The organism is Flavobacterium cerinum (assembly GCF_004028155.1).
Classification (GTDB): domain Bacteria; phylum Bacteroidota; class Bacteroidia; order Flavobacteriales; family Flavobacteriaceae; genus Flavobacterium; species Flavobacterium cerinum.
In genome coordinates, this window is the sequence record NZ_SBII01000016.1 from 13,496 (window position 1) to 38,968 (window position 25,473).

A 25,473-nucleotide genomic window follows, 5' to 3' on the forward strand; every position below is an offset into this window, starting at 1 on the left:
CAATGACGAATGTACAAAAAAACGAGATCGTTACCGCTATACAGCGCGAAATTAAAGCCTTAGGCAGTGCTAATAAAGTATCTGTTAAGTGTGAGATTTCCAATGCTACCATTAGCAACATGGTTAATGAAAATTGGGACTTGATCAAGATTGAAATGTGGTTAAAGGTTGCCGGGAAACTTGGCGTACAGTTCTCAGGCTGGCAGATCGCCGAGACTACCAATTTTAAAATGATGAATCATGTACTAACCGATGCTAAAAACGCAAGTTTGTTTATTCCGGTATCTGAAAAAGCCGGGGCGGGTAAAACTGCCGCTATCGAGGTGTTTACACAGGCTAACAGTGACTCGGTTTACAGGATTAGAGCAAACGAGTGGGCAAAACGTGAGTTTCTTACTGCCTTAGCCCTTAGCCTTGGTATTGAGATACCTAAAGGGGTTATTTCTGTATATCAGCTAGGCAACAAGATCATTGAATTTTTTAAAGAAAGAGCGTTCCAAAAACCGCTATTGATCATTGATGAGGCCGATAAGCTTAAAGCTCCTGCTTTACGTTGGCTGATCGCCTTTTTTAATGAGTTAGAGGACATTGTAGGCGTAGTGATCTCAGGTACAGAAAACCTAGAAAAAGAGATCGTAAAAGGCGTAAAAATGCAAGCCAAAGGATATGACGAGATCGCAAGCCGTTTCGGTAGAAATTTCGTTCACCTGATCGGTTCTACAATGAAAGATGTTGAGTTGATCTGCCAAGCTAACGGCATTGATAACAAAGATACCATCACAAAAATATTTAATGAGTGCAACCCTGTTCCAATGATCGTAAACAAACAATCCTTTAAGGTTGTTAAGGACATGAGACGGGTTAAACGAGTAATAAAAAGAGAATTATTAACCAAAGCCGCATAATTATGATCACAGTAAATTTTGAATACAACCCGCAAAAAATGCACCTGATCTTAACTACCCCAAAAGGGAAGCCAGTTATAAGTGTTACAGGACAGATTGCAAAAGTAATGTACGACCGCATTAACCAAAAAAACAAAAAACCTGCCGACATGACTAAGAAACAGCTAGAGACCAAAGTTAATGATCTTAACGAATGGCTTATGAACCCTGTAAACTGTAAAGGAAAAGTTTACAGCGAAAGAGAACACAACCGCAATTACTATGTAAGCAAGCTCATAGAGCTAGAAGAAAGTAAACTAAAAACTATCCGGGTATGACCAAAAAAGCAACAAACAGGCGGTACAAATTACACCAACGCATAAAAGGTAAATACCGCTACGAATCACAAAAAAAAACGGTTTACATCCCACACGATGACGACCAAGCCGACAAAGATGTCAACGAATTAAAAGTAAAATTTCACTACAACATACAATTAGAGATAACATGAATACAACAAACGAAATCACAGTAAAAGACGCTCAGGAAGTAGGTGCAGGAATGGTTTTTTTAGGCAATATGACGGCTGAGCAAAAGAAAGAAGCCCTAAAACAGCTACAGGCGGAAGAAAAGGCAGAAAAGGAAAAGAAAAAAGCCGATAAACAGGCTTATAAAGATATGCAAAACGAATTTCTCGCAAAGCATATTGACGGCCTAGTAGACAGGCAGAACAGTATGGAAACTCTTGTAGCAAACATTTTTAAAGACTACGCACCCATACTGGCATTAAAGGCAAATGTTTTTGGTGAAGATATACACGATCAGGAAAGCCACACCTATACAAACCCTGACGGTTTAAGCAGTATCAGTATAGGCCATAACATAACAATCAGTTTTGATGGTACAGAGGGTGCGGGAATAGCTAAGATTAAAAGCTTCCTTTTTTCACTCCAAAGTGATGATGAAGTAGCCGTAAAACTTCATAAAGCTGTAACCGTTTTATTAAGGCCAAACAGAAAAACCGGAATGCTGAACCCCGCAAGTATCATACAGTTAAACCAAATGCGTGACGAGTTTCAAAGCAATGCTTTTAATGAAGGTCTCGACATTATAATAGAAGCGCAAAACAGGGTTAAAGGGAGTATGTATGTTAGCGGATGGAAGCATGTGGAGATAGAACCCGGAAGAACTAAAAAAATAGAGTTCAGATTTACAATTTAAGTATGAGTCAGTTAGCTGAACACCTTTGGCAACAAAAACAGGATGCAAAAGAAGCTTTGCGCAAAGCCAAAGAACAGGAAGCCCAAAAGCTCCAATCGGGCGCAAAGCTTAAAAGAGTGAATACAAAAACCTTTAAAATAGCCTAATAAGGCAAAAGACAGGAGAAACGATTAGGCGTTGTTCCGGGTTCGATTCCCGCTCCTGAAACGAATTTAAAAAGTACAGATCATGGCAACACAGGCAAAATTAATGACCCTTTTCACTAAATATGGCATTGACGAAAAGCAACGCCATGAACTTATTTACGCATGGACATCGGGCAGAACCGAAAGCACTAAGGATTTACACGGTTTAGAAATTGACGATCTATGCGAAAAACTAGAGGCTGATTTTAGGTATAGAACAAACATAGATGCTTACACCGAGCTTGAGAAAAAAAGCAAAAGAAGTATTGTCCTGACCATTGCGCAAAGAACCGCAATACATGATCCGGCAAACTGGAAAAAGTTTAACGACTTCATGTTAAATAGCAGTATTCATAAAAAACGGCTGAACGACTACGAGCTAAACGAATTAGACGAGCTTATAAAGCAGTTTAGAGGTTTAGAAAGGAACTACAACAAATCATCAAATAAAGCCGGGACAAAGGCTTATTTCCACTCAAAAGGCTTGCCTAACGTAAATCCGAACTGATGGCTTACAACAAAAAGAACTTATACAAAAAAATCATCGAAATACAGGAGCTTACAAAGTCCTGTCAGTCGCTAGGTATGACCAATGTACACATTTTCAATGAGTACATATCTAATCATTACCATATCTCTAAAAGGACTTTTGATGAGTACCTGGGCATACCTGCCGAAAGAGAGTTAAAAAAGCTTGTGGATGCCGAGAACTCCCAAACCAAGCTATTTGCAGACGAATAATAAAAACAAGTATATGAGACCCGAAAACGTGTTTACAGAACCATTCTTTAAGGATGAGAATTTTATGCTTGAGGTTGTCAATAACATGAATATTGATTACACAAGATTTGGCCATGATGTAGAGTTGCAAAACAACGGTTTACCTCTCGTTTTTGCAATAAACTACGAAGAGAACGAGGTGCTTTTATCCCAACTTATAAAAGATTTAAACGCCTATGACAAGTACTATAGAAATATATTCTATAGTGAAGCTTACGACATCGAAAAACAGACTTTATGCCTTTGCGGGCTGTTCTTCTGTTTTACAGAAATCCACGAAAGACAGGCATTTTACCACTCAGGAGACATGCAATTTTACAGTTACCCGCCTAATGGAGGGTATTAATGCTCAGGAGGTGTGTTTGCATGTAAATACACACCTCTTAACCCTTGATGTTTTAATGGCTTTTGAGACAACAGTAACCGCCTGTTTGGATTGCGGTAAACACTTAGACGAACCAAAAACAGAATTTCGATGAAAATCAATATTAAACTTAGTTCTTACGATTTAGATTTTTTGTTTGAGCTTTTCGCTTTTATGCCGCAAGTAACCTTAATAGGGAAAGATATGTCATACAGAAGCAATTTTTACATATTGAATGATCTATCTGCTAAGCTCCTGAAAAAGTCAATAGATAAAAGGCGTTCGACAGGTAAATTCAATGTTAGTTTAAAATATTACGAAGCTTATGCGCTATATCTTTTTATAGGTGTTTCGTTAGATTATACAAAAGACGAACAACGTAGGGTAACACGTGAAATATTAAGTCAATTAGACCAAAAACTAACATAATGAGCATAGGAAAAACATATACAGTTACAGGTACATCGTTTACCGGGTCATTGGTTTTTAACTATGATTTAAACGGTGTTTTAACAGGTTTTGACCTTGACGGAGAGTTAACCCCTCAACAAATAGGATGGCTATATAGTGGCCGCTTTCCATTTACTGAGGTGGGTATGAAAATGTTTGTAGCAATTACAAATTTTACTGTTCACGGCGGTGAGCTTGATTTGAGCTTTGAAAACTTTTGGAACATGTATGGCTACAAGATCGGTAAAAAGGTAATGGCTGAAAACATATGGAAACGTATGTCAAGAGCCGACAAGATCAAAGCATTAACGGCTATAAAACCGTATAACGCACACTTGGCAAGGCACGTAAGAAAAGACAAAGCCCATGCCTCGACCTACTTAAACCAAAGAATGTACGAAAATGATTTTAACAAGTTTTAAAACAGCTTTAAAACCATGCAGCAAGACATATCATTTATAACCTGTATTAAGATTTTGCTTTGTTTGGCCGGAGCTATTGCATGCGCCCTGATCTATGCCCGGATGAAAGCAAATGACGATAACGATTTAACTTATTAACCCCTTTAAATATGAATAAAACAGAAGTAGAACGCGATGACCTTTTTACTGATGCCGCTAGGCTGATTGTATCACAGCAAAAAGCATCATCGGCCATGTTGCAGTTAAAATTAAAATTAGGCTACATGCGCGCAAACAGGATAATGAACCAATTAAAAGAAGCTAAAATAATTAGCGGTTCTAACGATATGAATTGGAAAGTTAGTATTCTTTCGCCTGTCGATCTTGAAACACATTTAAACACTTTATAAAAACCATTTAAAACCCTTTTAACAATGAAGAAAATTTATGTAGCTAGTAGTTGGAGAAACGTGTACCAACAAATTGTAGTAAAACTTTTAAGATCACACGGGCATGAAGTTTACGACTTTATGAACCCGCCAAGCCGTAGCGGTTTTGCTTGGAGTTCTATTGACCCGAATTGGGAGAACTGGACTACAGAAGAGTACAAAGCGGCCTTAGAGCATCCGTTGGCCATTGCCGGGTTTGATTCCGATTTTGACGCGATGAAATGGGCTGATACCTGCGTAATGGTTCTGCCATGTGGTAGGAGTGCAAACACAGAAGCCGGATGGATGAAAGGAGCGGGTAAAGAGGTGTTTGTTTTTCAACCGTCTGAACAAGAGCCGGAACTTATGTATAAAATTTACGACGGCATATTATCAAGCTATGACGAATTAGCACAACAGTTTCGCCAAACATCAGAAGTTTAAACAGATCAATAAACAGAAGTATAAAGAGACGGTTTGAACCGTCTCTTTTTTTTATTACATTTGGCCACTTGATTAAACCTTTGCAAATGAGTGTTATTGTTGATTATTGTGAGGCATGTGGTAGTGAGACGGTTGCCGCTTACCAATCCGCAATTAATAATGTTCCCTGTTGGAAATCTGATTGTACAACCTGCAATACTACTGTTGTTATTGCCACAAAACCCAACCTAAAACATGCTTAGAATTTTTACTTTATTGTTTCTTATGGCCATTGCCCCGGCGACTGCTCAGGGCGTTACTGGCGACATGATCAAAGACATTGTTTTTAAGACAGAAAAGGAACTAACCGCCAAATATGGTAAACCTGAGAAAGAAATAAGTAAGCCGGGCGATGTATTAGCTTTTGGTAGTTATTCACTGACATGGGTAAAAGACAAAAAGCAAATAACTGTTTTTTATGAAGATGATACTTTTAAAAAGGTTGAAAGCATAGCTCTCTATGCCTATGTTTTTAATAAAGACACTTTTTACAAAAGCTTCGGTTGGGATAAACCTGTATTAAATGAAGATACTAAAGAGATAAAAGTATCAGGACTCAATGGGTTTAAGGCATACTATGTAAAGAGGGATAAAATGTTTATGATCTCTTTGCTAAGGCAAAACCCTAATATCAAAACCTTTGGTAAGAAGAAATAGTAAAGCCCTCGTTTGAGGGCTTTTTTTATAGGTCTATATTAAATTCCGGTAGTTCCTTTTCCTTTATAGTTCCGGTGGTGCTTACCTCTTCCAAGTCGACAAAGTTATAATTGCCGTCTGCTCTTTTAACCCTGCCCATATAACTGCATTCAAAGTTAAGTATATGCACATGTACAGGTGTTTCGTCCTGTACCGTGTTTTCAGACACCAGTGTGAGCTTTCCGGTGTTTAAGCTTTCCATTTGATAAACAAGATCGTAAACAACGTCCTGCCAGTCAAAAAATTGTAATGCCTTTTCCCGGTCTGCACTCTTGTTGTCGGTCTCGTAGAACTGCTCCCAAACACAATGCAGGTTAATAGTTGCCGAGTTGGTTTGATGGTTTAGGCTGTATTCAATCAGGACGGCGGGTAAAATTAACTGTTCAAATTCGGTTTGGTAGAGGTATTGCCCCCGGTACAGATCGACCATTCTAACCCCCGGCACAAATTTTTCGGTAAACTTCTCTAATGCCTGTTCAGACTGTAATGTGCTGATTATTTTGGTGTAAAACTCTTTCATTTTAAAACTATTTTAAAGCTTCTTTAATATCATTTTCTAACATTCTTTCAATTCGCCTCAACAGTACGGCCGACTCACCAATGAACTGACGTTTTTTAAACGTGCGTTCCATTTTTCGCGAGTGGGATGCTACTGTTACCCGGCGTGCGGTTCTGCCACGGGTCACGGTTCTTTCGTGCTGTCTTACCGTAACCGTTTTATTGATTACTAAGCCGTCGTTATGTGCTTGGGCGTACTCAACATCTGTCCCGATAAGAAAGTAAGTTCGCCCTATCCTTATTTTTCTGATCGATCGTTTTAAACGGCCTGTCCTCACCATAAGCGAACCCCGGTCTTTACGCTTCCGGGGTTCCCACTTTTCGCGGGTTCGGTCTACCCAGTTCTTTTGTACAAAACGCTCTTTACTAAAGTTAACCGCTACTATTGCCGCCTTTGGTATAAAAGACTCCTGAACCCGTTGAAGTTTTTTAAGCTTCTCAAAAATACTGCTACTCATGGCTTAACTCAACACTACGTAAAACCCTCATCATTGCCTCGCTAAACCACTGTTCAATCTCCTGAGGGGTCTTACTGCTCAGTGTGGTTTGTGAGGTGTTTATACCGCCTTTGTTCAGGGCATCAATGTTTATAACAATACTCCTTGGTTGTGAAGCTCTCTCAGATACATTGCCGATCTGTTCCCCAGTTACTTTATCAGTCTTGCCGCCCTTATCGTCGCTTATTAACTTCCTGCCTGCAAGATTACCAATTATACTTTTGTTTTTATCCCGCATTTTAAGTAGGTCACTGTCGGTATATCCGCCTGTAAAATCTCTTACTGTTGCTGAAAGAGCGTCCCTATACTTTTTAATGTTTTTTTGTACTTCAGGGTAGGATTGATTAGGGTTGTTTAATTCATTTTGTAACTTTCCAGTCAGATCGTTTATTTTTAGAGTGTACTTATCATTTGGATTCTTCATTGTACCTCTAAGGTTCATAATTGCCTTGTCGATTTCCTCTAATCTTGCTTCGGCAGAACTTTTTAACTCATCCCCCTGTTTTTTTGTAAGTCCACCTAATAAAGATTTATTATAATCAAGATTTGTACCGCCTACAAGCTCCTTTCTTTTGTCATTAAGTACCTTTTCTTTTTCAAGGAACTTTTTAAAACTTTCGCTTTCTCCTTTAAGATCGCCAATACTCAAGGCTAGTGTAGCGATTAACGAAGCAATAAGCCCGATCATGTTACTTTTAAAAGCGGCGTTAAATGCTTTCATTGAGGTAGTGGCCGCCCTGATGCCGTTGGTTAACCCGCCGCCAAAGGCTAAGGCGATCTTACCCACCGATGAGGCAACGAGCATGTTTGTAACCTTAAACACTGTAAAGGCTATAATGGCCTTTTTAAGCACGATCAGGATTAAGTCTATGTTCTTATAAACCTTGTTTAACATCTTCTCGAAAAACTCAAGCCCACGCGCTACAGATGGTAATATCTTTTCGCCTAACGTTATAAGAACCGTGTTGAACTTGTTTTTTACAATGCCGCTCAATACTGTAAAGTCGCCCTTAGCGTTGGCCAGTGCCTTATCTAAATCAAAACTTGAGCTATCGTACGATTCCATCATAGTAATAAAATCGTCTGCCCCGGTCTTGATCTTAGTAAACAAGGCACGTAAGCCCTCGTTACCTCCAATTTTATTGATAAGCTCGTCGATCTTTTGCGAACTCATGCCCTTAAATCTCTTGTCTACCTGTACGATGATCGACTCAAGGCTTTTCATATTGCCCTTAGTATCATACATGGCAATCCCTATCGATTTTAAACCCTCAACGGTACTCTTTTGCGTAAGACCGTCAAAAGCTCCCTTTGTCATAGTGGCCGCTATTTGGCTGTTTTTGGCAATGGTGGTAAACCCTGCAAATATCTTATTTGCCGTATCTATGTTTTGCCCGGCACTTGCGGCCGCTCCTGCAAATTCGGTCTGAACCTGTGTAAACTCCTTAAGGGTGGTTAATCCGATCTGATCGACCTTAGAGAACCCGGTAAGGATGTTTTGAACGTCGGAAGCCTCAAGGCCAAAAGCTTTGATTGCCTTAGAAACGCTGTCCATAGTGTCCTCTAATCCTGCCCCGGTTGCGGTGCTGAACTTGGCAACGTCACCAAATATCTTTGCGGCATCTTTGCCGTACACGTCTAACGCCGATTGCATCGCATAGAGCGAGTCGGACGTTGTGACGGCATTCTGCCCGGTGGCAAAGGCAGTATCTAAAATGAGGGTTTTGTAATCCCGTAATGACTCCTGCGATTTGTCGAGGTTCAGGTTTCGGATGTTCAGGAATGAGGCATCAAACTTTTTAGCCTCGTTAACCCCGGTTGCGAGCAGTCCCATAACGGCGACCAGTCCCGATGCCATTAGTACATAAGGGTTGCCAAGCATTTCCATAGCCTGCCCAAATATTGGTACTTGCGAGGTCATTGCCTTAAAGCCCCTTACGGTTGAGTCGCTTAATCCCCTAAGTTTGCTTTTCATGCTGTCGGCCGCTTTTCCCAGCTTTTCCTGTGCTTCCCGGAGCTTGTTGTTAAAGAGCTTATTTTTAAGCTCCATCAATAATTCTAATTTGCTTTGCGCCATGTATTTATAATTTTATATATTTGCTGTAGTAAAAGCTTTAAATCACACTGATTAATAGCGGGGTCAATGATTGACAACCTCGTGAATATCCCTCAGGGCAGTTGATTTAAAGCTTTTTTTTATGGATTAAAACCCCGCTCCTGATTACTCCCTCATCGACTTTCATTTTAAACCACGTACCAACCTCATTATGTTGCTTGCCCACATTAACCGGGACAGCTAGTACAAAATCCTCAAAGAAGCTCAGGTAAAAAGTTTGTTTCGTTTTAGGTTTTAACCAAACCTCGTCAGGCGATAACAGGGCATTTTTTACAAGTGGGAAGATCTTGTGCCTATCTTCCCCAGGCGCAACATATTTGCCTTGTGTATGGGTGTTAAAATTCTTTTTGGTCATTACCATTTTCCTTTTTAAATAGTCTTCAAATGCCATTAAACCCGGTGCGCTTTCCTTAAACAGTTCTTTTGCGTTCTCAGGGGTTATAGTGTTATCAATTGGAGCTTTGCTCAATGATTTCATTTGTTTGTATGGCTCAAGGTCATAGGCTTTGTCAAAGGTCATTTTCTCAATTGTTTTGCCCTCTTCTTTAGCGTACATCTGAGCTTTGGTAAATACCTCTTTAAGATCGCCCCGGTTAAGGTCGAATTTTGAACCGTCGAACTTTTCGCCCAATGCCTTTTTAGCATCCTTGCCGCTTGTTATCCTGCCGTCTGTCTTGCCGATGTACTGTACCATTTCACAACGGCAGTTATAGCTATTAGGTGGCCATAGCTTCATAGCCTCCTTGTCGTCCAATGAGAATATTTTACCGTTTAGCGAGGCGTGTTCCGGGCGTACCCTGTTATCTCCTGCCGTTTGGTATTGTACGAATGAGGTTATATTATCCTTTTCGGCCATAAACCTGAGGTAAGCCGCCGAGGTCTGCCCGGTTGCTACCGATAAATTGTATTCGGTTTCGAGCCACGTTGTGTTAAAATTGTCGGTCTGTTTAAGAGCCTCCTGTTTGAACTCGGCAAACGATCGTATTTGCGCTTTGTCTTTATTGATCAACAGATCAGACAAAGTGGCTAACCTTGCCTCGGTCTTGCTTTCGGCAAACTCAAAAAGGTTATACTCCATCATGCTCAGGGCTAAATGGTCGGGCGCGTTCCATGCGGCTTTTATCCTTTGTTTGCCCCAACCGTCCTGTAACCCTTTCAGGAACTCCAAACCCTCGTTTGCTATTAATTGCGCCTCGGTGCTAAGGGTGTCTTTGTTGTCCCAAACCTCCTGTATTAGTTTGTCGTGGTAGTCTTTGAGCCTGTTTTCAAAGCCTTTTGATACTGCTACCACGCCCTCGCAACAGGCATCCGGGTAATGTGGTAGGTTAAGCTTTCCCGATATACTCTCATATTTTGCTACGGGTTCAATTGAGACTTTTTTTTTACCAACTAACGGGATACTGAACGTTTTAGAAATCCAATCGATTTCAGGCTCATAACCGGATTCAATAATACCTTTAACAATTGGCCAAAACTTGTCAAGCTCTAAACTGTGGCTTTGGTCAAATTCGAGAGTGTCGGTCTCTTTAAAGAAGCCGTAACCCTGAGCGATCAGTAAAGGCAAAAGCTGATCAGTTACTAAGAATTTTATAAACCTCTTATCGGCCTCCGCTATTTTGTCATCAAGGTTACGTTCGTGTACCTCGCTTTGGCTTTTTGATGAACCGTTTTCGGTGATCATATTGCCCCCAACAATGGCTGTTGATATTTCGGTTTTGTTCATTTTAATGAACTCGTTATACACTTGATAAGCGTCGGTTCTGTTGGCTTCTTTAAATTCTATAGTTGTGCCAACCGGGAAAACGGCGGTTGAAGCTTCGCCAAGCTGTTGTAACATATAGTCAACCTTGTCAATTACTTTGGGGTCGGTTGAGTTGGTAGTAGCCGTAATAAGCGGAAGCCCGAATTTTTCGCAAAACTCAGCCCACGACTGTGAAACGTTACGTTTCCAGATCAGGTTTGGTATAATGTCATTTATTAAACCAAATTCGGTCTCATCGTCTTTTACTTCAATAAGCCAGTTATCATAATAAGGGTCGTTATAATCTATGTAATCGTCTTTTGTTACATCCGGATAAATTGCCTGCATGTCCGGCACAACGTTACGGCGTGGGATCATTTGAAACTTTGCTCTTTTAGCGTCAAAGCTTAAGAACTCCAAAAGAGTCGGTCCGAAAATTATTGCATCCAATGACTTAGAAAGAAAGCTATAAAACCAAGCATTGTTTAAAAACTTAGTTGCTTCATCATTGGTCTGTCCGTCTTCTGAGTTAACTGTAAATTTTGTATTTAACGTTGCGTATTTACGCAACCTCACCTGAGCCTTAAAATGGCCGTCTTTCTTGAGGTCATTAAAAACATCCTGCAATTGGTAATACCTGGGCTTTTCCGGATGCATCGCAAGGGCTTCACCAGAACGCCACTTGTCAATGTCTTTGCGTGATCTGTCAGTATATTGTTTAACGATCTGATCGATGATTTTTTTGTCATTGTCGTTTACCCGATCGCGTGCGCTGCTCGTGCTTGCTACTTTGTTGTTTACATTCGCTGTGTTGCGCGATATGTTGAACCCGAATATATTCATGTGTTTTTATGTTATAAGTTCGTTACGTTTGAGTTTTAAAGGTGTTTTAACGGTATTTGTTTACCAACGTTGGTTTGTACTTGGGTATTTGCTCGATATTTTTATGTTTAGCATGGTTTCGCCTCCCTCATCTTCATAAGGTGGCAGATCAGAAACGAATGTCCCGGATGCCACTCCTTTGAGCCAGTCCAAAGCATCCTGATAGCGTTCACTCCTATGTTTGGGTATCAGGTTGGGGGCTGTTGATGAATACAGGTGATACAGGGCTAAGTCGATCGAAAGCATTACTATATAGGCATCCCTGTTGTCTACTGCATCCGGGTCGGTTGGGTCATAGCTCACAAAAACCTTATCTATAGGGTGCTTACCCGCTACGTACTTTTTGATCTGTGATACGGCCATGTTTTCGGCTGTAAAGAGCTTGGTGTCGGTGTAGTTGCTCGTAAGAGCGGCTTTTATTTCATTCCTGATCAAAGCCGTATAATCGGTATCGTTTAGAAATCTCATTTTAGTATCGGTTTTTCTTTTTGTCTAATATTTCACGTCTTGAACTGGTGCGTGTATCGAATTTGTTTATAAAAGATATTTCGTTCACTTCTTTGATTGCACTTTGGAGTGCATCCGGCGCATCGTCATTTGCCCCGCTTCCTTTTTCAAATGCTAGTAACTGATCTTCTAAGTTTTGAAAGTCTGTAGAACCTTTATATTTCTCATTAAACCAAACATTCCCTCTTTCAAAAAATCCGCTCATTCCCTCAATCCTGTCATATTTTCCTTCTTTACTTTTCTTATCTGAGGTTACAGGTATGTACCATCCGCGATCGTCCCCCTCGGTATCAAAATCATTGACAAATTCGTCCTGAGCGAATAGCCCCTCAATCTTATATTTCACATTGTAATTAAGGAGCTTATTGTCGAACACATAATCGTACAGCCATTTTGCTACATTGGTTCGTGAGGTTTGTCTAACGTATGCAGCCAATACATGAAATTCACGCCCAATTTTACCAACAAGTATCATGGCCTTATAATCTCCTGCATCTTTATAGGACAAGTCACCATAAAAACAAAGGCCATCGTATTGATCAAAGCGTAATCTTTGCCTCCATTGTATTTGCTCAGGTTTAAAGATTACCCCGTCTTGTACGTGGGTGTGTTGGTATTCCCTCATAAATGACCTGTAAGGGGTCTCGTCATATTTTACCCTCCAATATTCGGCGTTTGTTTTTTCAGGCCAATTGGGTTCAAATGTGGACAAGTCTTTTACGGCTTTGGCTGTAACTATAAAATGACGGCTTTTACGCCCTGCAGCTTTTGCTTTTTCATTAATGAGCTTGAATTGTTTTTTAAGTTGGTTTATTACCGTATTAGGATGGAAGTTATTATTTGCAACCACAAAACGCTGTCTTTCGCCACCCTCGTCAAATGTTCCCCTTATGTCTTCCCAAATTGTATCGCAAGCCTCACGGCTAAGCTTATCATTTTTGCAACGTTTCTTTGTATCAACATCGTCAATGAGAATATAGTCCGGCCTGTTTTCTTCCTCACTTTCACCCCTTGCAGATTGCTCAATACTCAAGGCTTTAAACTTTACCCCGTCAATAGTAGTAAAGTCGCCGCCTGTCCAGTCTCCATAATTGTAGCGTTTACCATAATCATTTATTAACCTTTGGTTATGTTGTAGCTGAGATTGTAGTTTGCTTATAAGTTTTTTGGCCTTTGGGTCTGTCTGGCCAATAAGCAACATATAAAAGAGGTCTTTCGTAAAGTATAAAAACAAAGGAATACCCATTCCTAGATGTACAGATTTTGCACCCGAACGGAATATCTCAGCCAATAGACTAATGATTTTAAATTTTATCAGAAGTCTTGCCATTTCCTTTTGATACCATGAACAAGGGCTTTTGGCGTAATTTGGAAAATAGAACTCAAACCATTTAATATAGTTTTTTGCTAACTCCTCAATACGTTTGGTTTTCTCGCTTGGCTTTTCGTTTATGTTAACAGTAGTTGCTTTGCGTATACGCCTGCAATGTTCCTCATACTGCTTAATTAACCTTTCCCACTTTTTATCCATTATCCCTCCTGATTAATTCTATATATTAAAAATCGTTTATGATATTCTGTAAACAGCACCGCCGTTTTAGGGTCTTGTTCAGCCATCCAGTTGTCAAACTCTTTAAAAACAGACAGTATAATCTGAACCGATACTTTGCCGGAAACGGTCTCTAAAACTTTTGAGATTTTTGCAAGAGCATCGGCGTCGACGTTTGGTTTTTCACCCTCGGCAACGAGCTTAAGCTCTTTAAGTAAAATTTCCTTAATGACGTGAGGTGCGCTTATCACTTCCGCACGGCGCGCATCCCAATCCTTTTCCCCGGTTCTGCCTTTTCTCCACTTGCTAAGGGTCTGCTCAGAAATATCTATTTGCGTAGATATTTCTTTACAACTCATACCATCATTGACAAACAACCTTTCGGCGATGGCTCTTTTTTTCTCGTTCGATAATACACTCATAATTACGCGCGGTTTTGGAGCAAAGCTCCAAAACAAAACCCTCATAAAATCAAATGTTTGCAACGGTTTCAACAAAGTTCGCAACGGTTTCTGAGTTGTTTTCGGGCGTGCTTTTTTCGCCCGATGTTTGCCAAAGAATAACACGAAGTAGCAATTATGATAATCAAAATCAAGGATAACCAACTGTTTTTATACGGCACAATCTGGGAGGGTGACGGCACTTATTTTTTACAGTGTTTTTCGTCCATTGACGGGAATTTCCCGGTTATAGACGTACACTGGCATTGTAACGGCGGTTCTGTGTTTGACGGCAACCTGATGTATAATGCTATTCTAAATGCAAAATCTATTTGCGACGCTTATGTAGATGGTATCGCGGCCTCAATGGCGGCAGTCCTGCTAATGGCTTTCCGTAAGGTGTACATGGTTGAAAATGGCTTCTTAATGATACATGCGCCGTCCGGCTATACACGTGGTGACGCTTCACAACACGAGGCCAGTGCCAAGCTGTTACGATCAATAGAAAAGAACTTCAGTAAAAAACTGATCAACAGGACAGGTAAAACCGAGGCTGATGTAAAAAAATGGCTTGTTGGTGATAATTGGTTTGACGCTGAGCAAGCATTAGAAGCTAAGCTAATTGACGAGATAGTAGACCCTGTTATAAAAACTCAGCAATTAGAAGACCCTACAAGTAACCTTGATAACACTTTTGGCTCGTTTGCGGCCTTAATGGTTGCAGTGGAGGATAAAGATTTAAACGATAATAAAAACCCTTTAGAAATGAAAAATGAAATCATTGCAAAATTCGGTTTGGCGGGTGTAAATGCCCAGTCATCCGATACGGCGGTCATTCAGGCACTTGAAGACCACTTTAAAAACTCAACTAGCACGTTACAAACTTCACTAGAAGCCAAAACCGCACAGGTTACTAGCTTGGAAACGGCTATAACCTCACAACGTGAGGCTAAGATCAAAGCCATTTTAGATGTTGCCGAAAGCGAAAAAAAGATCACAGCCGTACAAAGAGCCACTTATGAGAATATTGGCAAAACATCGGGTATTGACGCTTTAGAAACGGTAATATCAGGTTTAGGAATTAGAACACCAATTAACTCTGTTCTCAAAAAAGGCGGCACTACAACAGGCGTTACAGCCCGTGAGGGTTGGGATTGGGACAAATACCAAAAAGAAGCACCCCGCGAGATTGAAGCTATGGCATCGAAAGACCCGGAAGCGTTTGCGGCTTTGTACGAGGCAAAATTTAACCAACCTTTTAACACTTAATAGAAATGGCATTAAATCAACAGATTTGGACACAGGTGGCAGTGGAACAGTTCCGTGCTACTGAAGATGCGAGTTTCTTAAATGAAATTCCCGATGAGTCACAGCTTGTCGTTGCGACCCGGAACGAAAACGAGGTGATACACCTTAACGACATTGGGGCTGATCCGGAAGTATTGATTAATAATACTACCTACGATTTGCCTGTAGCAGACCAAACCGACGCTGATATAGCAATAACACTAGATAAATATCAAACGGCGGTTACAAAAGTTACTGATGATGAGCTACAATTCATTGCGTACGATAAGATCAGAAAAGTGCAGGAAAAACACACCAAAGCGATCATGTCGAAAAAGCACTCTAAGGCGGCTCATGCCTTAGCTCCTGCGGGCAATACCGTAAATACACCCGTATTGATCACAACCGGCCCGGATGATGGAGCAGGGCGTAAAAAATGTATCCCTAAAGATATTCAGGGGCTTAGCAGGGCATGGAATAAAGCAAAAATTCCTGCTGAGGGGCGTGTTTTAGTTTTGGGTTCTGACCACTTAGGCGACTTAGAAGATTGGGCGTTAGAAAATCAAAAGTATGTTGGCCAGTTTACTGATTTAGACGGTAACAAGCTAAAATCAAAACTTTTTGGATTTACAATTTACTGGTATGTGGACATGCCTTACTTCAATGTAGCGGCTAAAACCAAAGTAAGTTTTGGAGCTGTACCGGGTGCAGGAGCAAATGAGGCTTCAATAGCTTTTTTTGCACCTAACACTTTCAAGGCTTCCGGTTCAACTAAGAACTATGAGGCAAAACCTGAGCCTAGGAGACAGCAATGGGAATACAACATGAGACATAATTACATTGTGTTGCCGCTTAAACAAAGAGCTATGGCCGCAATCGTTTCGGGAACTGTTTAATAAAAAACAATTATGCTAAAAATAACTAAAGAAAACAAGCAGGAAGCGGCAAAGATATTTGCCGCTAATCCAACGGTACAAAACTTATTTGTGAACAACAAAAGTGAGTTTTTTACAAGTCGCAATTTGGCTGAAAACAGCGTTTCCAAGCCAAAAGAAGAGGTTACGGAAATCCTTAGATCATCGGTTGATACTGATGTCTCAGAAGAAACACCGGAAGAAGAAACAAAGGCAACGGTTAACAGCAAGCCCCCGGTTGCTAAGCCAGCAACTAAGAAACCCCCGGTTGCTAAACCAACAACCGCTAAGCCCCCGGTAAAAGTATCTGCCCCGGTAAAGGATAAAGCGGAAGAAGCGCAAGAACCTACCCCGGTAGAAGATAATGCAGGAGAAACGCAAGAACCTAAAGCCTAAGCTATGTCAGATATAAGCGGTGTTAATATAAAAAAAGGGCGTATAGGAGCAAATACGATCAATAAAAGTGACGGTATCTCGGCAATTATTATTGCCGGGACTGCCACTGCCGGACTGGCTCACGGGCTTGTGAGATCGCTTATGAACTCCAACGACATACAGGCTTTGGGTTTTACTGCGGCAGTTGATACAACTAACAACCAACATGCCTACCGTCATTTAAAAGAGTTTTACAGGATGGCGGGCGAAGGTCAGAAATTGTATTTAATGATTGTTCCGGTTGCTACTACAATGGCCGATATACTGGATAAGCCGGAATATGCCAAAAAGCTTGTTATTGAGGCTAAAGGCGAGGTTAGACAATTAGCTATTGCCATGAACCCAACGGCCGTACCTGTAAGCTTAAACGGATTGCCAACCGATGTATATAGCTCTATACCAAAGGCGCAGGCTTTAGCCGATTGGGCATTTGAACAGAACTTCCCGTTACAGGTTTTACTTGAGGGACATTCTTATACATCACCCGCCGCCGCCGCCGCCGATCTTAGGGATATTCTTAACGTTGAAGCTCCGAAAGTGAGCATCGTTAACGGGCAGGACTGGAAATATGCCGATACTAAAACAGGATTAGCACAAAAGTTTGCCGACGTTGGGACGGCTTTGGGAACGCTTTCGGCCGCAACAGTTGAGCAGAACATCGGAGACAATGAAGTGTTTAACCTGACCGACGCTACAAAAGACGCATGGCTTATTCCTGGTCTTTCTTCCCACGAAACTAATACGGCAGTATATAGTGATTTGCAAACTCTTGAAAATAAGGGTTACATATTTGGTTTGGAGTATTCAGGAATGGACGGCGTACGATGGAACAATGACCATGTTTGCGTAGAGATCGTAAAGGATTCGGATGGTAATATTAATGAGCATTCCATAGCGTACGGCAGAACACACGACAAAGCCCTGAGGCTTTTAAGAACTGTCTTACTGCCTAAAATAAAGAAATCCTACCCGGTAGACCCTGCCACTGGTCTACTACCCATCGGTGTGCAAAAGTACCTTAAAGGTGTAGGTGATACAGTGTTTGGAGATATGGTGCGCCGTAAGGAAATATCGGCAGGTGAAATGTATGTTGACCCAACGAGTGACCTCGTAACTGAAAAGGTTTTAAAAACAAGTTACGCATTTGTGCCTTATGGTACAATAGGAGAAATTAGAGGAACGTCTAACCTTAAATCAAGTCTGTAATGTCTACAATTATAAGAAACAGTAAGGCATACGATAGCGGTGACGCTGAGGCAACTATTAACGGCATCCCTTTAGAGATTGTCGAGATAAGTTATAACACCGAGCAAGAGCATCAATTAAACCATACGCTTAAAAATAGGGCTACATCATGGTCACAAGGTAAAATTACGCCAACGGCCACGATTACTGTAATGATGCATGATATTACACCTATTGAAACGGCGGCTGGTGGTGATTTGCTGAAAATTAAACCTTTTGATATTAATGTCACTTTTATTAATGACTACAATATTCCGGTTAACGATACTATTATCGCAAAATTCCAAGATCAAGGCCGTGAAGTTACAGGTGACATGGGCTTGAATAAACAATACACCCTGTTTGTTTTAGATATAAAATACAACAACCCAATTTAAAAAATGGAAGATAAAATCATAAAAAAACAAGATACAGAACATAACGAATTATGTCTGTCGGCTATAGTAACACCTGTTCAAAAGGAGGCTTTTATTAATCAATATGGTAAAGCAAGATTAAGGATGTTAGAAGTTCCGGCCAGTGACGAAACAGCAGAATTTTACAACGTTGTTGCTGTAGTGCCGGACAGGTCGACCATGTCCCAATACATGAAGTATGGCGACATTAACCCTAAAAAGGCACAGGAGATTTTAGTAAAGAACTGCGTTAAAACGCACCTAGAGGAAATTTTAGCAGACGATGCGCTGTTTATGACAACCGTAACGTTATTGGCTGAGCTTGTCCCGATAAGAGACGGCAGGGTAAAAAAGTTTTAGAGGACTGCCCGGGCTTACATTTCAGTCAAACAAAAGATATGATATTAAAGATTGATGCTTTTATCTCTCATTTTTTACACATCCCTTTTCCCGAAAATCTAACAGATGCGCAATGGGCTGAAAAGTGGGCACAGGTTAAGTTCTTAGCAGAAAAAGGAATACTAGGCAATTTAAAAGATGGTGTTTTATTATGACAAATTCACAGGAACTCATTATATCCCTTAGCGGAAGATACGCGGCGGCTTTCGGCTTTTTAGCCACTACAAAAACACCCACGGCGGTGAGAGTATCAAATGATTATAGCGTGGTCACTTATCCGGATGCTGAGGGAGATTTTGAGGGTATGGAGTTTATTTATGATGGAAACTCTTTAAAATTTGGCGATATGCTCTTAGCGAGTGAATTTGATGGGTTGATTGCCCCACCGCCAATAATAAATTTTACTCAAGATAAAGACCTGATCGAAACACAGATCAACGGTACAGATAATTTAGTTATTGAGCGTTGGGGTACACGACCCTATGACATTAGAATGAGGGGTTTGCTGATTGATGTTAAAAACAGGCGTTACCCTGAGGACATCATTAAACAGCTTTACCGCCTCTTTAAATACAACAACGTAGTTGATGTAGTAGGTACACAGTTCTTTGATAAGGATATTAAAACGATCTATTTTACAGGTATTGAGTTTAGCCCGGTACAGGGTTTTGAAGACACGATACAATTTGCACTCATAGCCCGTAGCATATCCCCGGTATCGTTCACTCTTACTAATCCAAATCTATAATGAATTTTCTTTATTACAATATGACTTGTCATGTGACCATTGGCAATGTGCAGTTTGATAGGGTAAATTCAATACATATAGAAAGAAGTATCAAACAGCCTACCGATACGGCTAAGATCATTATACCTCGTGAGTATAATTCTGTGATCGTAAACGGGAACGTTGATTCATTTGCCCGCAAAAACATTACCGAATACATTAAGGTTGGTGATGCTGTAACGATAAGCTTAGGATATGACGGGAATAATGAAGAGGAATTTTTGGGGGTTGTTAGCTCCATTGGTGCGGATGTGCCGCTCGAAATAGAGTGCGAAAATGATATGTGGCATTTGAAGCGAACGAGTTTTACAAAGGCGTTTACAAATCTCAAGCTCTTAGACTTGCTCAGGTATATTGCACCGGGTTATCAGTACAACGTGATTGATAATGTAAGCCTCGGCAAATTCACGATCTCTACTGCATCGGCCTATAAGGTTTTAGAAGAGCTAAGAACAAATTACGGCCTACACAGTTACTTTAAAAACAAAGTACTAACGGTTGGGTTTATGATCGATGTCAAGCCTATTGTTTCTCACCCGATTAATATTAATCGCAATGTTAGAGCTAATGAGTCTAACGAATTGAAGTTCATTAAAAAGCAGGATTTAAACATACTGTTAAGAGGGATTTCTATTAACCGGAAAGGTAAGCGGCTCAAGTATGATTTTGGCGATAAGAACGGAGCTATTAGAACCCTGCATTATACCGATAAGACAATAGACGAATTAAAGAACCTAACCGAAAAGACATATAAGTCTTTGAGTTTTGACGGTTACAGGGGCAAGATTCCAACTTGGGGACTGCCCAGAACCAAACCGGGTGACGGTTTTGATATAACCGACCCAAACTATGTAAACAGCGAAAGAGCGGGCAAATATCTGATCGAAGCTGTAACCATAGATTTTAACGCCAATGATGGCTTTAAGCGTGAGAACACATTAGGAATGAAATTATAAAGTAATAAATGAAAGGACAGAAAATAATTGAAATCGCTTTCAAAGAAGTAGGCCAAAAAGAAAGCCCGGCTAACAGTAATCAAACCAAGTATGGTAAATGGTTTGGAATGAACGGAGTTGCTTGGTGCGGTATCTTTTGTAGTTGGGTGTATGATCAGGCAGGTGTAAGTCTTGGTAACATCGGTTTTAAAAAAGGTTTTGCAGGTTGTCAAACTGCTGTAGCACACTTTAAGAAAAATGGTGAAGTAACTAATACGCCGCAGGTAGGTGACTTGGTTTTTTTTGATTGGAACGCCGACGGTAAACCTGATCATGTTGGTCTTTTTAATGGGTGGAAAACAAAAGGAAAGGAGTTTTTTACTATTGAGGGGAATACTTCATTAACCAATCAAAGCAATGGCGGGCAAGTTATGAGCAGAACCCGAAGCGTGAAAGATGTAATTTTTGTTCACCCAAAAATATTAGACAAATGAAAAAAACAATAGTACTACTTACGATCTTATTTTTTGCAATAGGATGTAAAACCCGGCAGACTTCCAAGTCTGAACAAAACAGCAATATTGATGTTGGCCAAGTCACTGAAAACGCCGACAATTTAACCGATAAATCAAAAGCTACAGTAAGCGAGGCTATCGTACAAGAGGGTATAAAAGAAGTGATAAGCGTAGTGACCTCAAACGGTTTAAAAATTACCCCGATAGATAGCGATAAGCCTGTGAGTTATGAAGATTCGGACGGCAACAAATTTAACGTTACTAACGGGATTATTGAGAGTGGCCAATCGGAAACTAAAACCAACTCAAAAGAAAAGCACCGGGAAGAAAAGAAAACCGAGGCCACAAAACAGAATGATATAAAAAAAAGCTCTCAGGGAAAATCTGAGGGCTTTATTAAAGGGAGTTCTAAGACTAAAGAAAAAGATACAAAGTCCGAACCTGTTTTCGCTTGGTCTGTATGGTGGCTAATTATCCCTTTGCTCATTATTATAATTATATGCCGGGTAATTTATAACCGATTTAAAACTCCTTTAAAACCCCTTTAAAATGTTTGAAGCTTTCAGGATGGCCGTTGATGCAATGATTAAGAAACAGCTTATTGTTGCGGTTGTTTCCGGGACAGTAAAAGAGGTCAGGGAAAACGACCTTGATGTTAGCCGGGACAATTTGCCTGACCTGATAGGAGTACGTTTTCATTCGGTCATAGATGATGCACAACAGAACAAATTTAAGATCGTGCCGAAAGTTAATAGCGAGGTGTTATGTGCGATCATTGAGAACGATGTTAACGAAGCTTATTTGTTGTCATGCTCAGAAGTTGAAAAAGTAGAGGTTAAGATCGAGAGCTTACAGTTTGATCTTGAGCAAAACGGTGTAAGAATCACTAACAAGGGCGAAAACTTAAAGACAGTCCTTAACGAATTTCAAGACAGTTTTGGCGATCTGTGTACGGAAGTTTCAAAAATTGTGGTCTCCATTGGTGTTACTCCAGACGTTCCGGTAATTACAGCGATAAAGAATAAGATCATAACCGGGAATAAAAACAAGTTGAACAAAATACTTATTGAATAATGGCCTTAGATAAAGCAACCTTAGAGCAAGCCCTAGTAACAATATTTACACAGCCTACTACTCAGAACAACGCTGAGCAAAGGGCAAAACAACTGGCCGATGCATTCGAGGCGTATGTGAAAAGCGGACAGGCAGTAGGAACATGCCCGCCAAACGGGGGGCTTTTAGTAGACGGTAAATTAGTATAAATATGAACCTAGATATTCTCTTAGACGACGATTTTAACCCGCTCATTCAAAACGGTGATTTTGTGATCGGTCAAAGTGATCAACAACATGTAAACTGTATTTTTTTGGCTCATCCGGGTGAATACAAACAATTTCCCTTAGTCGGTTTTGGAGCATCCCGATACCTTAAATCTACAACGGCCAGTAAAGAGAAATTTATACGTGACCTTACAATACAGTTAGAGCTTGATGGCTATGTAAACCCTGAAATAAGCAACGACTTAGACAATCTAATAATTAAAGTATGACTATAAACGAATTATATGTAGCCATAGGCGGGGGAATCGGAACTGTCTTAGGTGGTTTTAGTGGTTGGTTTTTTCGTCGGAGGTACGAAAATGCATCGGCAGAAGAAAAAGAGGCAGATGCTAAAGGTAAAGAGATCGACAATGAAATAAAGCTTAGTGATTATTATAAAATTATGCTTGATGATCTTGGCACACGATACGATAAGAAATTTTCGGACATCATTTCAGTTTACGAGCAAAAGGCAAATCTTCAACAAGATGAAATTAACCTTTTGAAAAGCAAAAACAGAATGTTAGGACAAGAGAACGCCGCCCTAAGGAAAAGAGTAAAAGAACTCGAAGAATAATTAAGGCTTATGGCAGTAAAAACGGTGGTAATATCTAACAGGCAAAGCCTTTTTGATATAGCAAATCAGGAATACGGAAACGCTCAGGGAGCTTTTGAGATCGCAAGGGCTAACAACCTCTCTACAACTGACAGCTTAGAACCGGGACAATCCATAATAATACCTGAAAGCAAAACAAAAAAAACAGAGGTGATGGCGGTTATTGACAGGCAGCGCATCAAATTTTCAACAGCAGTAAATATTACTGATTTTGAACCTAGACAAAAAGGGATTGGTTATATGAGAATTGGCTCAACTTTTAAAGTTAAATAAATGGCAAGAACAACAGTAGAAATAGCAAATGAAATGCACAAAGCAGTACAGGCCGATATAGTACTGTCTGCCTTTTTTACCTCAGTTAGTACAACGGCTGTTTTCAGGTTGTTTATTTATATCGTGGCAGTTGCAATAAATACTTTTGAGCAGATACTTGACACGCATTCTATTGAAATGGATGAAATAAAATTAAATCAGAAAACTGGCCGACTCACTTGGTACAGAACAATGGCCTTGAAGTTCCAGTACGGTTTTATCTTAATTACTGATCGCGATTATTATGACAATGGCAATGCCACTCTTGAGCAGATCGAGGCTTCAAAAGTAGTTAAGTATGCGGCCGTTAATGAAAGTGAGGGAAGTAGTGCAGTTATAATAAAAATCGCGGGTGAAGTTAATGGTGTTTTATCTCCAATACCACAACCTCAGAAAATCGCTTTTGAGGCGTATGTAAAAGAATTTAAAATCGCTGGCGTTCAGGTACGCGTTATTAACTTTTTGCCGGACAGGTTATATTTTAATATGACCATGTATTATGATCCTGAGTTATTAACGGCAAACGGTATGAGCATTTTAAACGGCAATTATCCTGTAAATGATGCAATAAACGAATACATGAAAGAGCTGCCGTTCAACGGTGAGTTTGTGATCGCAAATTTTGTGGATAAGCTACAGCAAGTACCAGGAATAAAAATACCGCATGTTAACATTATTGAAAGCTCTTGGATTGATACAGATACATCCGGTTACGGTGAGCCGACAATCATAAATGTAAGGGCAATACCGGAAAGTGGTTATTACATGCCAATGGGTTTTGATACTATAAATTATTTGCCTTATGTGGTTTGATCTAAACTTTTGGGTGTTAATCCTTGAGAATACCCCAACCTTTAAAAGAACATCTTGGATCACCTTATTTGCAAAAGCTTTGTTAGCACCTTTAATCAGCAGTCATTATAATTGGCTTCAATTCAGGAAAGACAATATTTATATAATGACACACACAGGCCAAGTGTGTTATATGCGAGAAGCCCTAAATGACAGATTCGATAAAGTGCAAAGGCGTATTTATATCGGTGATGGCCAAACAAACGAAACAACATACATCTATACGGATGCGGAAGATCAGGACGAATATTTAGATGATACCCTTTGGCTCTACACTGAGGCTGAAACGGCAGACACCGGACTCGATTTTATAGTATATGTACCGGAAGAAATTTATACAAATCAAATACATGCGCTTCACTCACTTATTAAGCTTTATAAAGCAGGTGGCAAGCGATACGCAATACTAACAATTTAGAAAAATGGACGTATTACAGTTTTTACAAACAGGTGGATGGCCATTAAAGGCCGACAGGTTACAGGAGTTGCAGGGCGCATTAAGCATAATGCAGTCTTTTGGCTATTTAGCGGGAAATTTTTCCATCATTTCAGGTTGTGAAAAAGTAGGCACTAGCACAACTAATGGCGTTGTTTTCTTTAATGGTGAACTCTTCAATTTTGTAGGCGGTGTAACCGGAACTAACGTAAAGATCATAGAGCAAACAATCAGCAAAGAGTTTAAAAACGGGGAATTAAAACCCGTTCTAATAAAGCGTCATGTAACATTTGCAAGCGGGCTAGGTTCTGTTACTTGGGCGAGCTTCAAAAAGCCAATGTCAATTTTGGAGCTTCAAAGCCGAATATTGCCGCCTAAAACAAACCCTCAAATATACACCGGACTTGTTGCCAATATACCTGCCGGATGGCAATTATGTGACGGAACTAACGGAACGCCAAACCTTAAAGGAATGTTCCTTGTTGGGTATAATCCAACAGATACAGATTATAACGCAATTGGCAAAACAGGTGGCTCGAAACAGGTGCAATTATCTGAACCGCACATGCCCGCTCACTACCACGTCGGTACTACAATAGCATCGGGGGAACATAAGCATACAGGCATGGTTCTAAAGGGGTCAAACAGTGACAACGGCGATGCAGGACAGTATGTTATTACGTCGGGTGCTGAGCCTAACGGAAATCAGCCTAATAGCGGTGAGACTTCATGGGCGGGTAATCATTCCCACAATTTTAATACTGATTCGACGGGTGGCAATCAACCACACGAAAACCGCCCGCCTTACTATACGGTAGCTTACATAATGTACACAGGTTTATAA

At 40.3% G+C, this 25,473-nt stretch carries 39 protein-coding genes; 32 read left to right on the forward strand and 7 right to left on the reverse strand.

Features of this window, described 5'->3' with window-relative positions; translation table 11 throughout:
* Positions 1-2: 2 nt before the first annotated feature.
* The 13 genes from EPI11_RS17500 to EPI11_RS17550 all read left to right on the forward strand — a co-directional run bounded on the left by EPI11_RS17500 (position 3) and on the right by EPI11_RS17550 (position 5,853).
* Positions 3-905: an ATP-binding protein gene (locus EPI11_RS17500; RefSeq protein ID WP_128391289.1), complete on the forward strand. Its 903-nt coding sequence runs from the start codon at positions 3-5 to the stop codon at positions 903-905.
* Positions 906-907: 2 nt separating this feature from the next.
* Entirely contained in the window at positions 908-1,222 is a 315-nt protein-coding gene (locus EPI11_RS17505; RefSeq protein WP_128391290.1) for a hypothetical protein, read from the forward strand.
* Positions 1,219-1,395: a hypothetical protein gene (locus EPI11_RS19025; RefSeq protein ID WP_164879205.1), complete on the forward strand. Its 177-nt coding sequence runs from the start codon at positions 1,219-1,221 to the stop codon at positions 1,393-1,395. Before EPI11_RS17505 ends, EPI11_RS19025 begins: the two co-directional genes overlap by 4 nt.
* The gene (locus EPI11_RS17510; RefSeq protein ID WP_128391291.1) at positions 1,392-2,105 is read left to right on the forward strand and encodes a hypothetical protein; all 714 of its coding nucleotides are present in this window, start codon (positions 1,392-1,394) and stop codon (positions 2,103-2,105) included. Before EPI11_RS19025 ends, EPI11_RS17510 begins: the two co-directional genes overlap by 4 nt.
* Before the next feature lie 2 nt (positions 2,106-2,107).
* Positions 2,108-2,251 carry a hypothetical protein gene (locus EPI11_RS19030; protein ID WP_164879206.1) on the forward strand — a complete coding sequence of 48 codons (144 nt, stop codon included), beginning with the start codon at positions 2,108-2,110 and terminating at the stop codon, positions 2,249-2,251.
* Positions 2,252-2,333: 82 nt separating this feature from the next.
* Positions 2,334-2,798, forward strand: coding sequence for a hypothetical protein (locus EPI11_RS17515; RefSeq protein ID WP_128391292.1), 465 nt, complete (start codon positions 2,334-2,336; stop codon positions 2,796-2,798).
* The gene (locus EPI11_RS17520; RefSeq protein ID WP_128391293.1) at positions 2,798-3,031 is read left to right on the forward strand and encodes a hypothetical protein; all 234 of its coding nucleotides are present in this window, start codon (positions 2,798-2,800) and stop codon (positions 3,029-3,031) included. Before EPI11_RS17515 ends, EPI11_RS17520 begins: the two co-directional genes overlap by 1 nt.
* A 13-nt stretch (positions 3,032-3,044) precedes the next feature.
* Complete coding sequence (locus EPI11_RS17525; protein ID WP_128391294.1) at positions 3,045-3,416, forward strand: hypothetical protein; 372 nt, start codon at positions 3,045-3,047, stop codon at positions 3,414-3,416.
* Between the two features lie 222 nt (positions 3,417-3,638).
* The gene (locus tag EPI11_RS17530) at positions 3,639-3,863 is read left to right on the forward strand and encodes a hypothetical protein (RefSeq protein ID WP_206619138.1); all 225 of its coding nucleotides are present in this window, start codon (positions 3,639-3,641) and stop codon (positions 3,861-3,863) included.
* A complete protein-coding gene (locus EPI11_RS17535) occupies positions 3,863-4,306 on the forward strand; it encodes a hypothetical protein (RefSeq protein ID WP_128391296.1) in 444 nt (147 codons plus the stop codon). Before EPI11_RS17530 ends, EPI11_RS17535 begins: the two co-directional genes overlap by 1 nt.
* Positions 4,307-4,455: 149 nt before the next feature.
* Positions 4,456-4,695: a DNA translocase FtsK gene (locus tag EPI11_RS17540; RefSeq protein ID WP_128391297.1), complete on the forward strand. Its 240-nt coding sequence runs from the start codon at positions 4,456-4,458 to the stop codon at positions 4,693-4,695.
* Between the two features lie 60 nt (positions 4,696-4,755).
* Entirely contained in the window at positions 4,756-5,157 is a 402-nt protein-coding gene (locus EPI11_RS17545; RefSeq protein WP_206619139.1) for a hypothetical protein, read from the forward strand.
* A gap of 234 nt (positions 5,158-5,391) precedes the next feature.
* Positions 5,392-5,853, forward strand: a complete 462-nt coding sequence (locus EPI11_RS17550; protein WP_128391299.1) for a hypothetical protein — start codon at positions 5,392-5,394, stop codon at positions 5,851-5,853.
* A 25-nt stretch (positions 5,854-5,878) separates the two neighbouring features.
* On the opposite strand, the gene EPI11_RS17555 is transcribed toward EPI11_RS17550, so the two are convergent.
* The 7 genes from EPI11_RS17555 to EPI11_RS17585 all read right to left on the reverse strand — a co-directional run bounded on the left by EPI11_RS17555 (position 5,879) and on the right by EPI11_RS17585 (position 14,164).
* Complete coding sequence (locus EPI11_RS17555; protein ID WP_128391300.1) at positions 5,879-6,412, reverse strand: hypothetical protein; 534 nt, start codon at positions 6,410-6,412, stop codon at positions 5,879-5,881.
* A 7-nt stretch (positions 6,413-6,419) separates the two neighbouring features.
* Positions 6,420-6,908: a hypothetical protein gene (locus tag EPI11_RS17560; RefSeq protein WP_128391301.1), complete on the reverse strand. Its 489-nt coding sequence runs from the start codon at positions 6,906-6,908 to the stop codon at positions 6,420-6,422.
* Positions 6,901-9,024: a phage tail tape measure protein gene (locus EPI11_RS17565; protein ID WP_128391302.1), complete on the reverse strand. Its 2,124-nt coding sequence runs from the start codon at positions 9,022-9,024 to the stop codon at positions 6,901-6,903. The genes EPI11_RS17560 and EPI11_RS17565 overlap by 8 nt, the downstream gene beginning before the upstream one ends.
* 106 nt (positions 9,025-9,130) lie before the next feature.
* Entirely contained in the window at positions 9,131-11,647 is a 2,517-nt protein-coding gene (locus EPI11_RS17570) for a phage portal protein family protein (RefSeq protein ID WP_128391303.1), read from the reverse strand.
* A 60-nt stretch (positions 11,648-11,707) separates the two neighbouring features.
* Positions 11,708-12,154 carry a phage protein Gp36 family protein gene (locus tag EPI11_RS17575; protein ID WP_128391304.1) on the reverse strand — a complete coding sequence of 149 codons (447 nt, stop codon included), beginning with the start codon at positions 12,152-12,154 and terminating at the stop codon, positions 11,708-11,710.
* A gap of 1 nt (position 12,155) precedes the next feature.
* The gene (locus EPI11_RS17580) at positions 12,156-13,724 is read right to left on the reverse strand and encodes a hypothetical protein (RefSeq protein WP_128391305.1); all 1,569 of its coding nucleotides are present in this window, start codon (positions 13,722-13,724) and stop codon (positions 12,156-12,158) included.
* The gene (locus EPI11_RS17585) at positions 13,724-14,164 is read right to left on the reverse strand and encodes a helix-turn-helix domain-containing protein (RefSeq protein ID WP_128391306.1); all 441 of its coding nucleotides are present in this window, start codon (positions 14,162-14,164) and stop codon (positions 13,724-13,726) included. Before EPI11_RS17585 ends, EPI11_RS17580 begins: the two co-directional genes overlap by 1 nt.
* A gap of 156 nt (positions 14,165-14,320) precedes the next feature.
* Here EPI11_RS17585 and EPI11_RS17590 point away from each other — a divergent pair, with 156 nt between their 5' ends.
* The 19 genes from EPI11_RS17590 to EPI11_RS17675 all read left to right on the forward strand — a co-directional run bounded on the left by EPI11_RS17590 (position 14,321) and on the right by EPI11_RS17675 (position 25,473).
* Positions 14,321-15,451 carry a Clp protease ClpP gene (locus tag EPI11_RS17590; protein WP_128391307.1) on the forward strand — a complete coding sequence of 377 codons (1,131 nt, stop codon included), beginning with the start codon at positions 14,321-14,323 and terminating at the stop codon, positions 15,449-15,451.
* A gap of 5 nt (positions 15,452-15,456) precedes the next feature.
* Complete coding sequence (locus EPI11_RS17595; protein ID WP_128391308.1) at positions 15,457-16,365, forward strand: phage major capsid protein; 909 nt, start codon at positions 15,457-15,459, stop codon at positions 16,363-16,365.
* A 12-nt stretch (positions 16,366-16,377) separates the two neighbouring features.
* Positions 16,378-16,779 carry a hypothetical protein gene (locus EPI11_RS17600; protein ID WP_128391309.1) on the forward strand — a complete coding sequence of 134 codons (402 nt, stop codon included), beginning with the start codon at positions 16,378-16,380 and terminating at the stop codon, positions 16,777-16,779.
* A 3-nt stretch (positions 16,780-16,782) separates the two neighbouring features.
* Positions 16,783-18,024, forward strand: a complete 1,242-nt coding sequence (locus EPI11_RS17605; RefSeq protein ID WP_128391310.1) for a DUF2586 family protein — start codon at positions 16,783-16,785, stop codon at positions 18,022-18,024.
* Positions 18,024-18,440: a hypothetical protein gene (locus EPI11_RS17610; RefSeq protein ID WP_128391311.1), complete on the forward strand. Its 417-nt coding sequence runs from the start codon at positions 18,024-18,026 to the stop codon at positions 18,438-18,440. Before EPI11_RS17605 ends, EPI11_RS17610 begins: the two co-directional genes overlap by 1 nt.
* Before the next feature lie 3 nt (positions 18,441-18,443).
* Positions 18,444-18,818, forward strand: coding sequence for a hypothetical protein (locus EPI11_RS17615; protein ID WP_128391312.1), 375 nt, complete (start codon positions 18,444-18,446; stop codon positions 18,816-18,818).
* Positions 18,819-18,856: 38 nt separating this feature from the next.
* A complete protein-coding gene (locus EPI11_RS19040) occupies positions 18,857-19,012 on the forward strand; it encodes a hypothetical protein (protein ID WP_164879208.1) in 156 nt (51 codons plus the stop codon).
* Positions 19,009-19,605 carry a DUF6046 domain-containing protein gene (locus EPI11_RS17620; protein ID WP_128391313.1) on the forward strand — a complete coding sequence of 199 codons (597 nt, stop codon included), beginning with the start codon at positions 19,009-19,011 and terminating at the stop codon, positions 19,603-19,605. Before EPI11_RS19040 ends, EPI11_RS17620 begins: the two co-directional genes overlap by 4 nt.
* On the forward strand, positions 19,605-20,600 hold the full coding sequence (locus tag EPI11_RS17625; RefSeq protein ID WP_128391314.1) for a large ribosomal subunit protein uL4: 996 nt from the start codon (positions 19,605-19,607) through the stop codon (positions 20,598-20,600). The genes EPI11_RS17620 and EPI11_RS17625 overlap by 1 nt, the downstream gene beginning before the upstream one ends.
* Positions 20,601-20,608: 8 nt before the next feature.
* The gene (locus EPI11_RS17630; protein ID WP_128391315.1) at positions 20,609-21,073 is read left to right on the forward strand and encodes a CHAP domain-containing protein; all 465 of its coding nucleotides are present in this window, start codon (positions 20,609-20,611) and stop codon (positions 21,071-21,073) included.
* Positions 21,070-21,642, forward strand: coding sequence for a hypothetical protein (locus tag EPI11_RS17635; RefSeq protein ID WP_128391316.1), 573 nt, complete (start codon positions 21,070-21,072; stop codon positions 21,640-21,642). Before EPI11_RS17630 ends, EPI11_RS17635 begins: the two co-directional genes overlap by 4 nt.
* A 1-nt stretch (position 21,643) precedes the next feature.
* The gene (locus EPI11_RS17640; protein WP_128391317.1) at positions 21,644-22,168 is read left to right on the forward strand and encodes a hypothetical protein; all 525 of its coding nucleotides are present in this window, start codon (positions 21,644-21,646) and stop codon (positions 22,166-22,168) included.
* Positions 22,168-22,356, forward strand: coding sequence for a hypothetical protein (locus tag EPI11_RS17645; protein WP_128391318.1), 189 nt, complete (start codon positions 22,168-22,170; stop codon positions 22,354-22,356). The genes EPI11_RS17640 and EPI11_RS17645 overlap by 1 nt, the downstream gene beginning before the upstream one ends.
* Before the next feature lie 2 nt (positions 22,357-22,358).
* Positions 22,359-22,643: a hypothetical protein gene (locus tag EPI11_RS17650; protein WP_128391319.1), complete on the forward strand. Its 285-nt coding sequence runs from the start codon at positions 22,359-22,361 to the stop codon at positions 22,641-22,643.
* Complete coding sequence (locus tag EPI11_RS17655) at positions 22,640-22,990, forward strand: hypothetical protein (protein ID WP_128391320.1); 351 nt, start codon at positions 22,640-22,642, stop codon at positions 22,988-22,990. The genes EPI11_RS17650 and EPI11_RS17655 overlap by 4 nt, the downstream gene beginning before the upstream one ends.
* 9 nt (positions 22,991-22,999) lie before the next feature.
* Positions 23,000-23,302, forward strand: a complete 303-nt coding sequence (locus EPI11_RS17660) for a LysM peptidoglycan-binding domain-containing protein (protein WP_128391321.1) — start codon at positions 23,000-23,002, stop codon at positions 23,300-23,302.
* Complete coding sequence (locus EPI11_RS17665) at positions 23,303-24,154, forward strand: nucleotidyltransferase (protein ID WP_128391322.1); 852 nt, start codon at positions 23,303-23,305, stop codon at positions 24,152-24,154.
* Between the two features lie 172 nt (positions 24,155-24,326).
* A complete protein-coding gene (locus EPI11_RS17670; RefSeq protein WP_128391323.1) occupies positions 24,327-24,611 on the forward strand; it encodes a hypothetical protein in 285 nt (94 codons plus the stop codon).
* A gap of 4 nt (positions 24,612-24,615) precedes the next feature.
* Positions 24,616-25,473: a phage baseplate protein gene (locus tag EPI11_RS17675; protein ID WP_128391324.1), complete on the forward strand. Its 858-nt coding sequence runs from the start codon at positions 24,616-24,618 to the stop codon at positions 25,471-25,473.

Coding starts and splice junctions, on each gene's coding strand:
- EPI11_RS17540 (WP_128391297.1), top strand. CDS start 4,456: ATGAATAAAACAGAAGTAGAACGCGATGACCTTTTTACTGATGCCGCT.
- EPI11_RS17555 (WP_128391300.1), bottom strand. CDS start 6,412: ATGAAAGAGTTTTACACCAAAATAATCAGCACATTACAGTCTGAACAG.
- EPI11_RS17665 (WP_128391322.1), top strand. CDS start 23,303: ATGGCAAGAACAACAGTAGAAATAGCAAATGAAATGCACAAAGCAGTA.
- EPI11_RS17590 (WP_128391307.1), top strand. CDS start 14,321: ATGATAATCAAAATCAAGGATAACCAACTGTTTTTATACGGCACAATC.
- EPI11_RS17575 (WP_128391304.1), bottom strand. CDS start 12,154: ATGAGATTTCTAAACGATACCGATTATACGGCTTTGATCAGGAATGAA.
- EPI11_RS17675 (WP_128391324.1), top strand. CDS start 24,616: ATGGACGTATTACAGTTTTTACAAACAGGTGGATGGCCATTAAAGGCC.
- EPI11_RS17570 (WP_128391303.1), bottom strand. CDS start 11,647: ATGAATATATTCGGGTTCAACATATCGCGCAACACAGCGAATGTAAAC.
- EPI11_RS17620 (WP_128391313.1), top strand. CDS start 19,009: ATGACAAATTCACAGGAACTCATTATATCCCTTAGCGGAAGATACGCG.
- EPI11_RS17525 (WP_128391294.1), top strand. CDS start 3,045: ATGAGACCCGAAAACGTGTTTACAGAACCATTCTTTAAGGATGAGAAT.
- EPI11_RS17520 (WP_128391293.1), top strand. CDS start 2,798: ATGGCTTACAACAAAAAGAACTTATACAAAAAAATCATCGAAATACAG.
- EPI11_RS17645 (WP_128391318.1), top strand. CDS start 22,168: ATGGCCTTAGATAAAGCAACCTTAGAGCAAGCCCTAGTAACAATATTT.
- EPI11_RS19025 (WP_164879205.1), top strand. CDS start 1,219: ATGACCAAAAAAGCAACAAACAGGCGGTACAAATTACACCAACGCATA.
- EPI11_RS17510 (WP_128391291.1), top strand. CDS start 1,392: ATGAATACAACAAACGAAATCACAGTAAAAGACGCTCAGGAAGTAGGT.
- EPI11_RS17515 (WP_128391292.1), top strand. CDS start 2,334: ATGGCAACACAGGCAAAATTAATGACCCTTTTCACTAAATATGGCATT.
- EPI11_RS17530 (WP_206619138.1), top strand. CDS start 3,639: ATGTCATACAGAAGCAATTTTTACATATTGAATGATCTATCTGCTAAG.
- EPI11_RS17630 (WP_128391315.1), top strand. CDS start 20,609: ATGAAAGGACAGAAAATAATTGAAATCGCTTTCAAAGAAGTAGGCCAA.
- EPI11_RS17535 (WP_128391296.1), top strand. CDS start 3,863: ATGAGCATAGGAAAAACATATACAGTTACAGGTACATCGTTTACCGGG.
- EPI11_RS19030 (WP_164879206.1), top strand. CDS start 2,108: ATGAGTCAGTTAGCTGAACACCTTTGGCAACAAAAACAGGATGCAAAA.
- EPI11_RS17605 (WP_128391310.1), top strand. CDS start 16,783: ATGTCAGATATAAGCGGTGTTAATATAAAAAAAGGGCGTATAGGAGCA.
- EPI11_RS17565 (WP_128391302.1), bottom strand. CDS start 9,024: ATGGCGCAAAGCAAATTAGAATTATTGATGGAGCTTAAAAATAAGCTC.
- EPI11_RS17505 (WP_128391290.1), top strand. CDS start 908: ATGATCACAGTAAATTTTGAATACAACCCGCAAAAAATGCACCTGATC.
- EPI11_RS17640 (WP_128391317.1), top strand. CDS start 21,644: ATGTTTGAAGCTTTCAGGATGGCCGTTGATGCAATGATTAAGAAACAG.
- EPI11_RS17650 (WP_128391319.1), top strand. CDS start 22,359: ATGAACCTAGATATTCTCTTAGACGACGATTTTAACCCGCTCATTCAA.
- EPI11_RS17615 (WP_128391312.1), top strand. CDS start 18,444: ATGGAAGATAAAATCATAAAAAAACAAGATACAGAACATAACGAATTA.
- EPI11_RS17560 (WP_128391301.1), bottom strand. CDS start 6,908: ATGAGTAGCAGTATTTTTGAGAAGCTTAAAAAACTTCAACGGGTTCAG.
- EPI11_RS17550 (WP_128391299.1), top strand. CDS start 5,392: ATGCTTAGAATTTTTACTTTATTGTTTCTTATGGCCATTGCCCCGGCG.
- EPI11_RS19040 (WP_164879208.1), top strand. CDS start 18,857: ATGATATTAAAGATTGATGCTTTTATCTCTCATTTTTTACACATCCCT.
- EPI11_RS17595 (WP_128391308.1), top strand. CDS start 15,457: ATGGCATTAAATCAACAGATTTGGACACAGGTGGCAGTGGAACAGTTC.
- EPI11_RS17655 (WP_128391320.1), top strand. CDS start 22,640: ATGACTATAAACGAATTATATGTAGCCATAGGCGGGGGAATCGGAACT.
- EPI11_RS17610 (WP_128391311.1), top strand. CDS start 18,024: ATGTCTACAATTATAAGAAACAGTAAGGCATACGATAGCGGTGACGCT.
- EPI11_RS17625 (WP_128391314.1), top strand. CDS start 19,605: ATGAATTTTCTTTATTACAATATGACTTGTCATGTGACCATTGGCAAT.
- EPI11_RS17660 (WP_128391321.1), top strand. CDS start 23,000: ATGGCAGTAAAAACGGTGGTAATATCTAACAGGCAAAGCCTTTTTGAT.
- EPI11_RS17635 (WP_128391316.1), top strand. CDS start 21,070: ATGAAAAAAACAATAGTACTACTTACGATCTTATTTTTTGCAATAGGA.
- EPI11_RS17500 (WP_128391289.1), top strand. CDS start 3: ATGACGAATGTACAAAAAAACGAGATCGTTACCGCTATACAGCGCGAA.
- EPI11_RS17600 (WP_128391309.1), top strand. CDS start 16,378: ATGCTAAAAATAACTAAAGAAAACAAGCAGGAAGCGGCAAAGATATTT.
- EPI11_RS17580 (WP_128391305.1), bottom strand. CDS start 13,724: ATGGATAAAAAGTGGGAAAGGTTAATTAAGCAGTATGAGGAACATTGC.
- EPI11_RS17585 (WP_128391306.1), bottom strand. CDS start 14,164: ATGAGTGTATTATCGAACGAGAAAAAAAGAGCCATCGCCGAAAGGTTG.
- EPI11_RS17670 (WP_128391323.1), top strand. CDS start 24,327: ATGCGAGAAGCCCTAAATGACAGATTCGATAAAGTGCAAAGGCGTATT.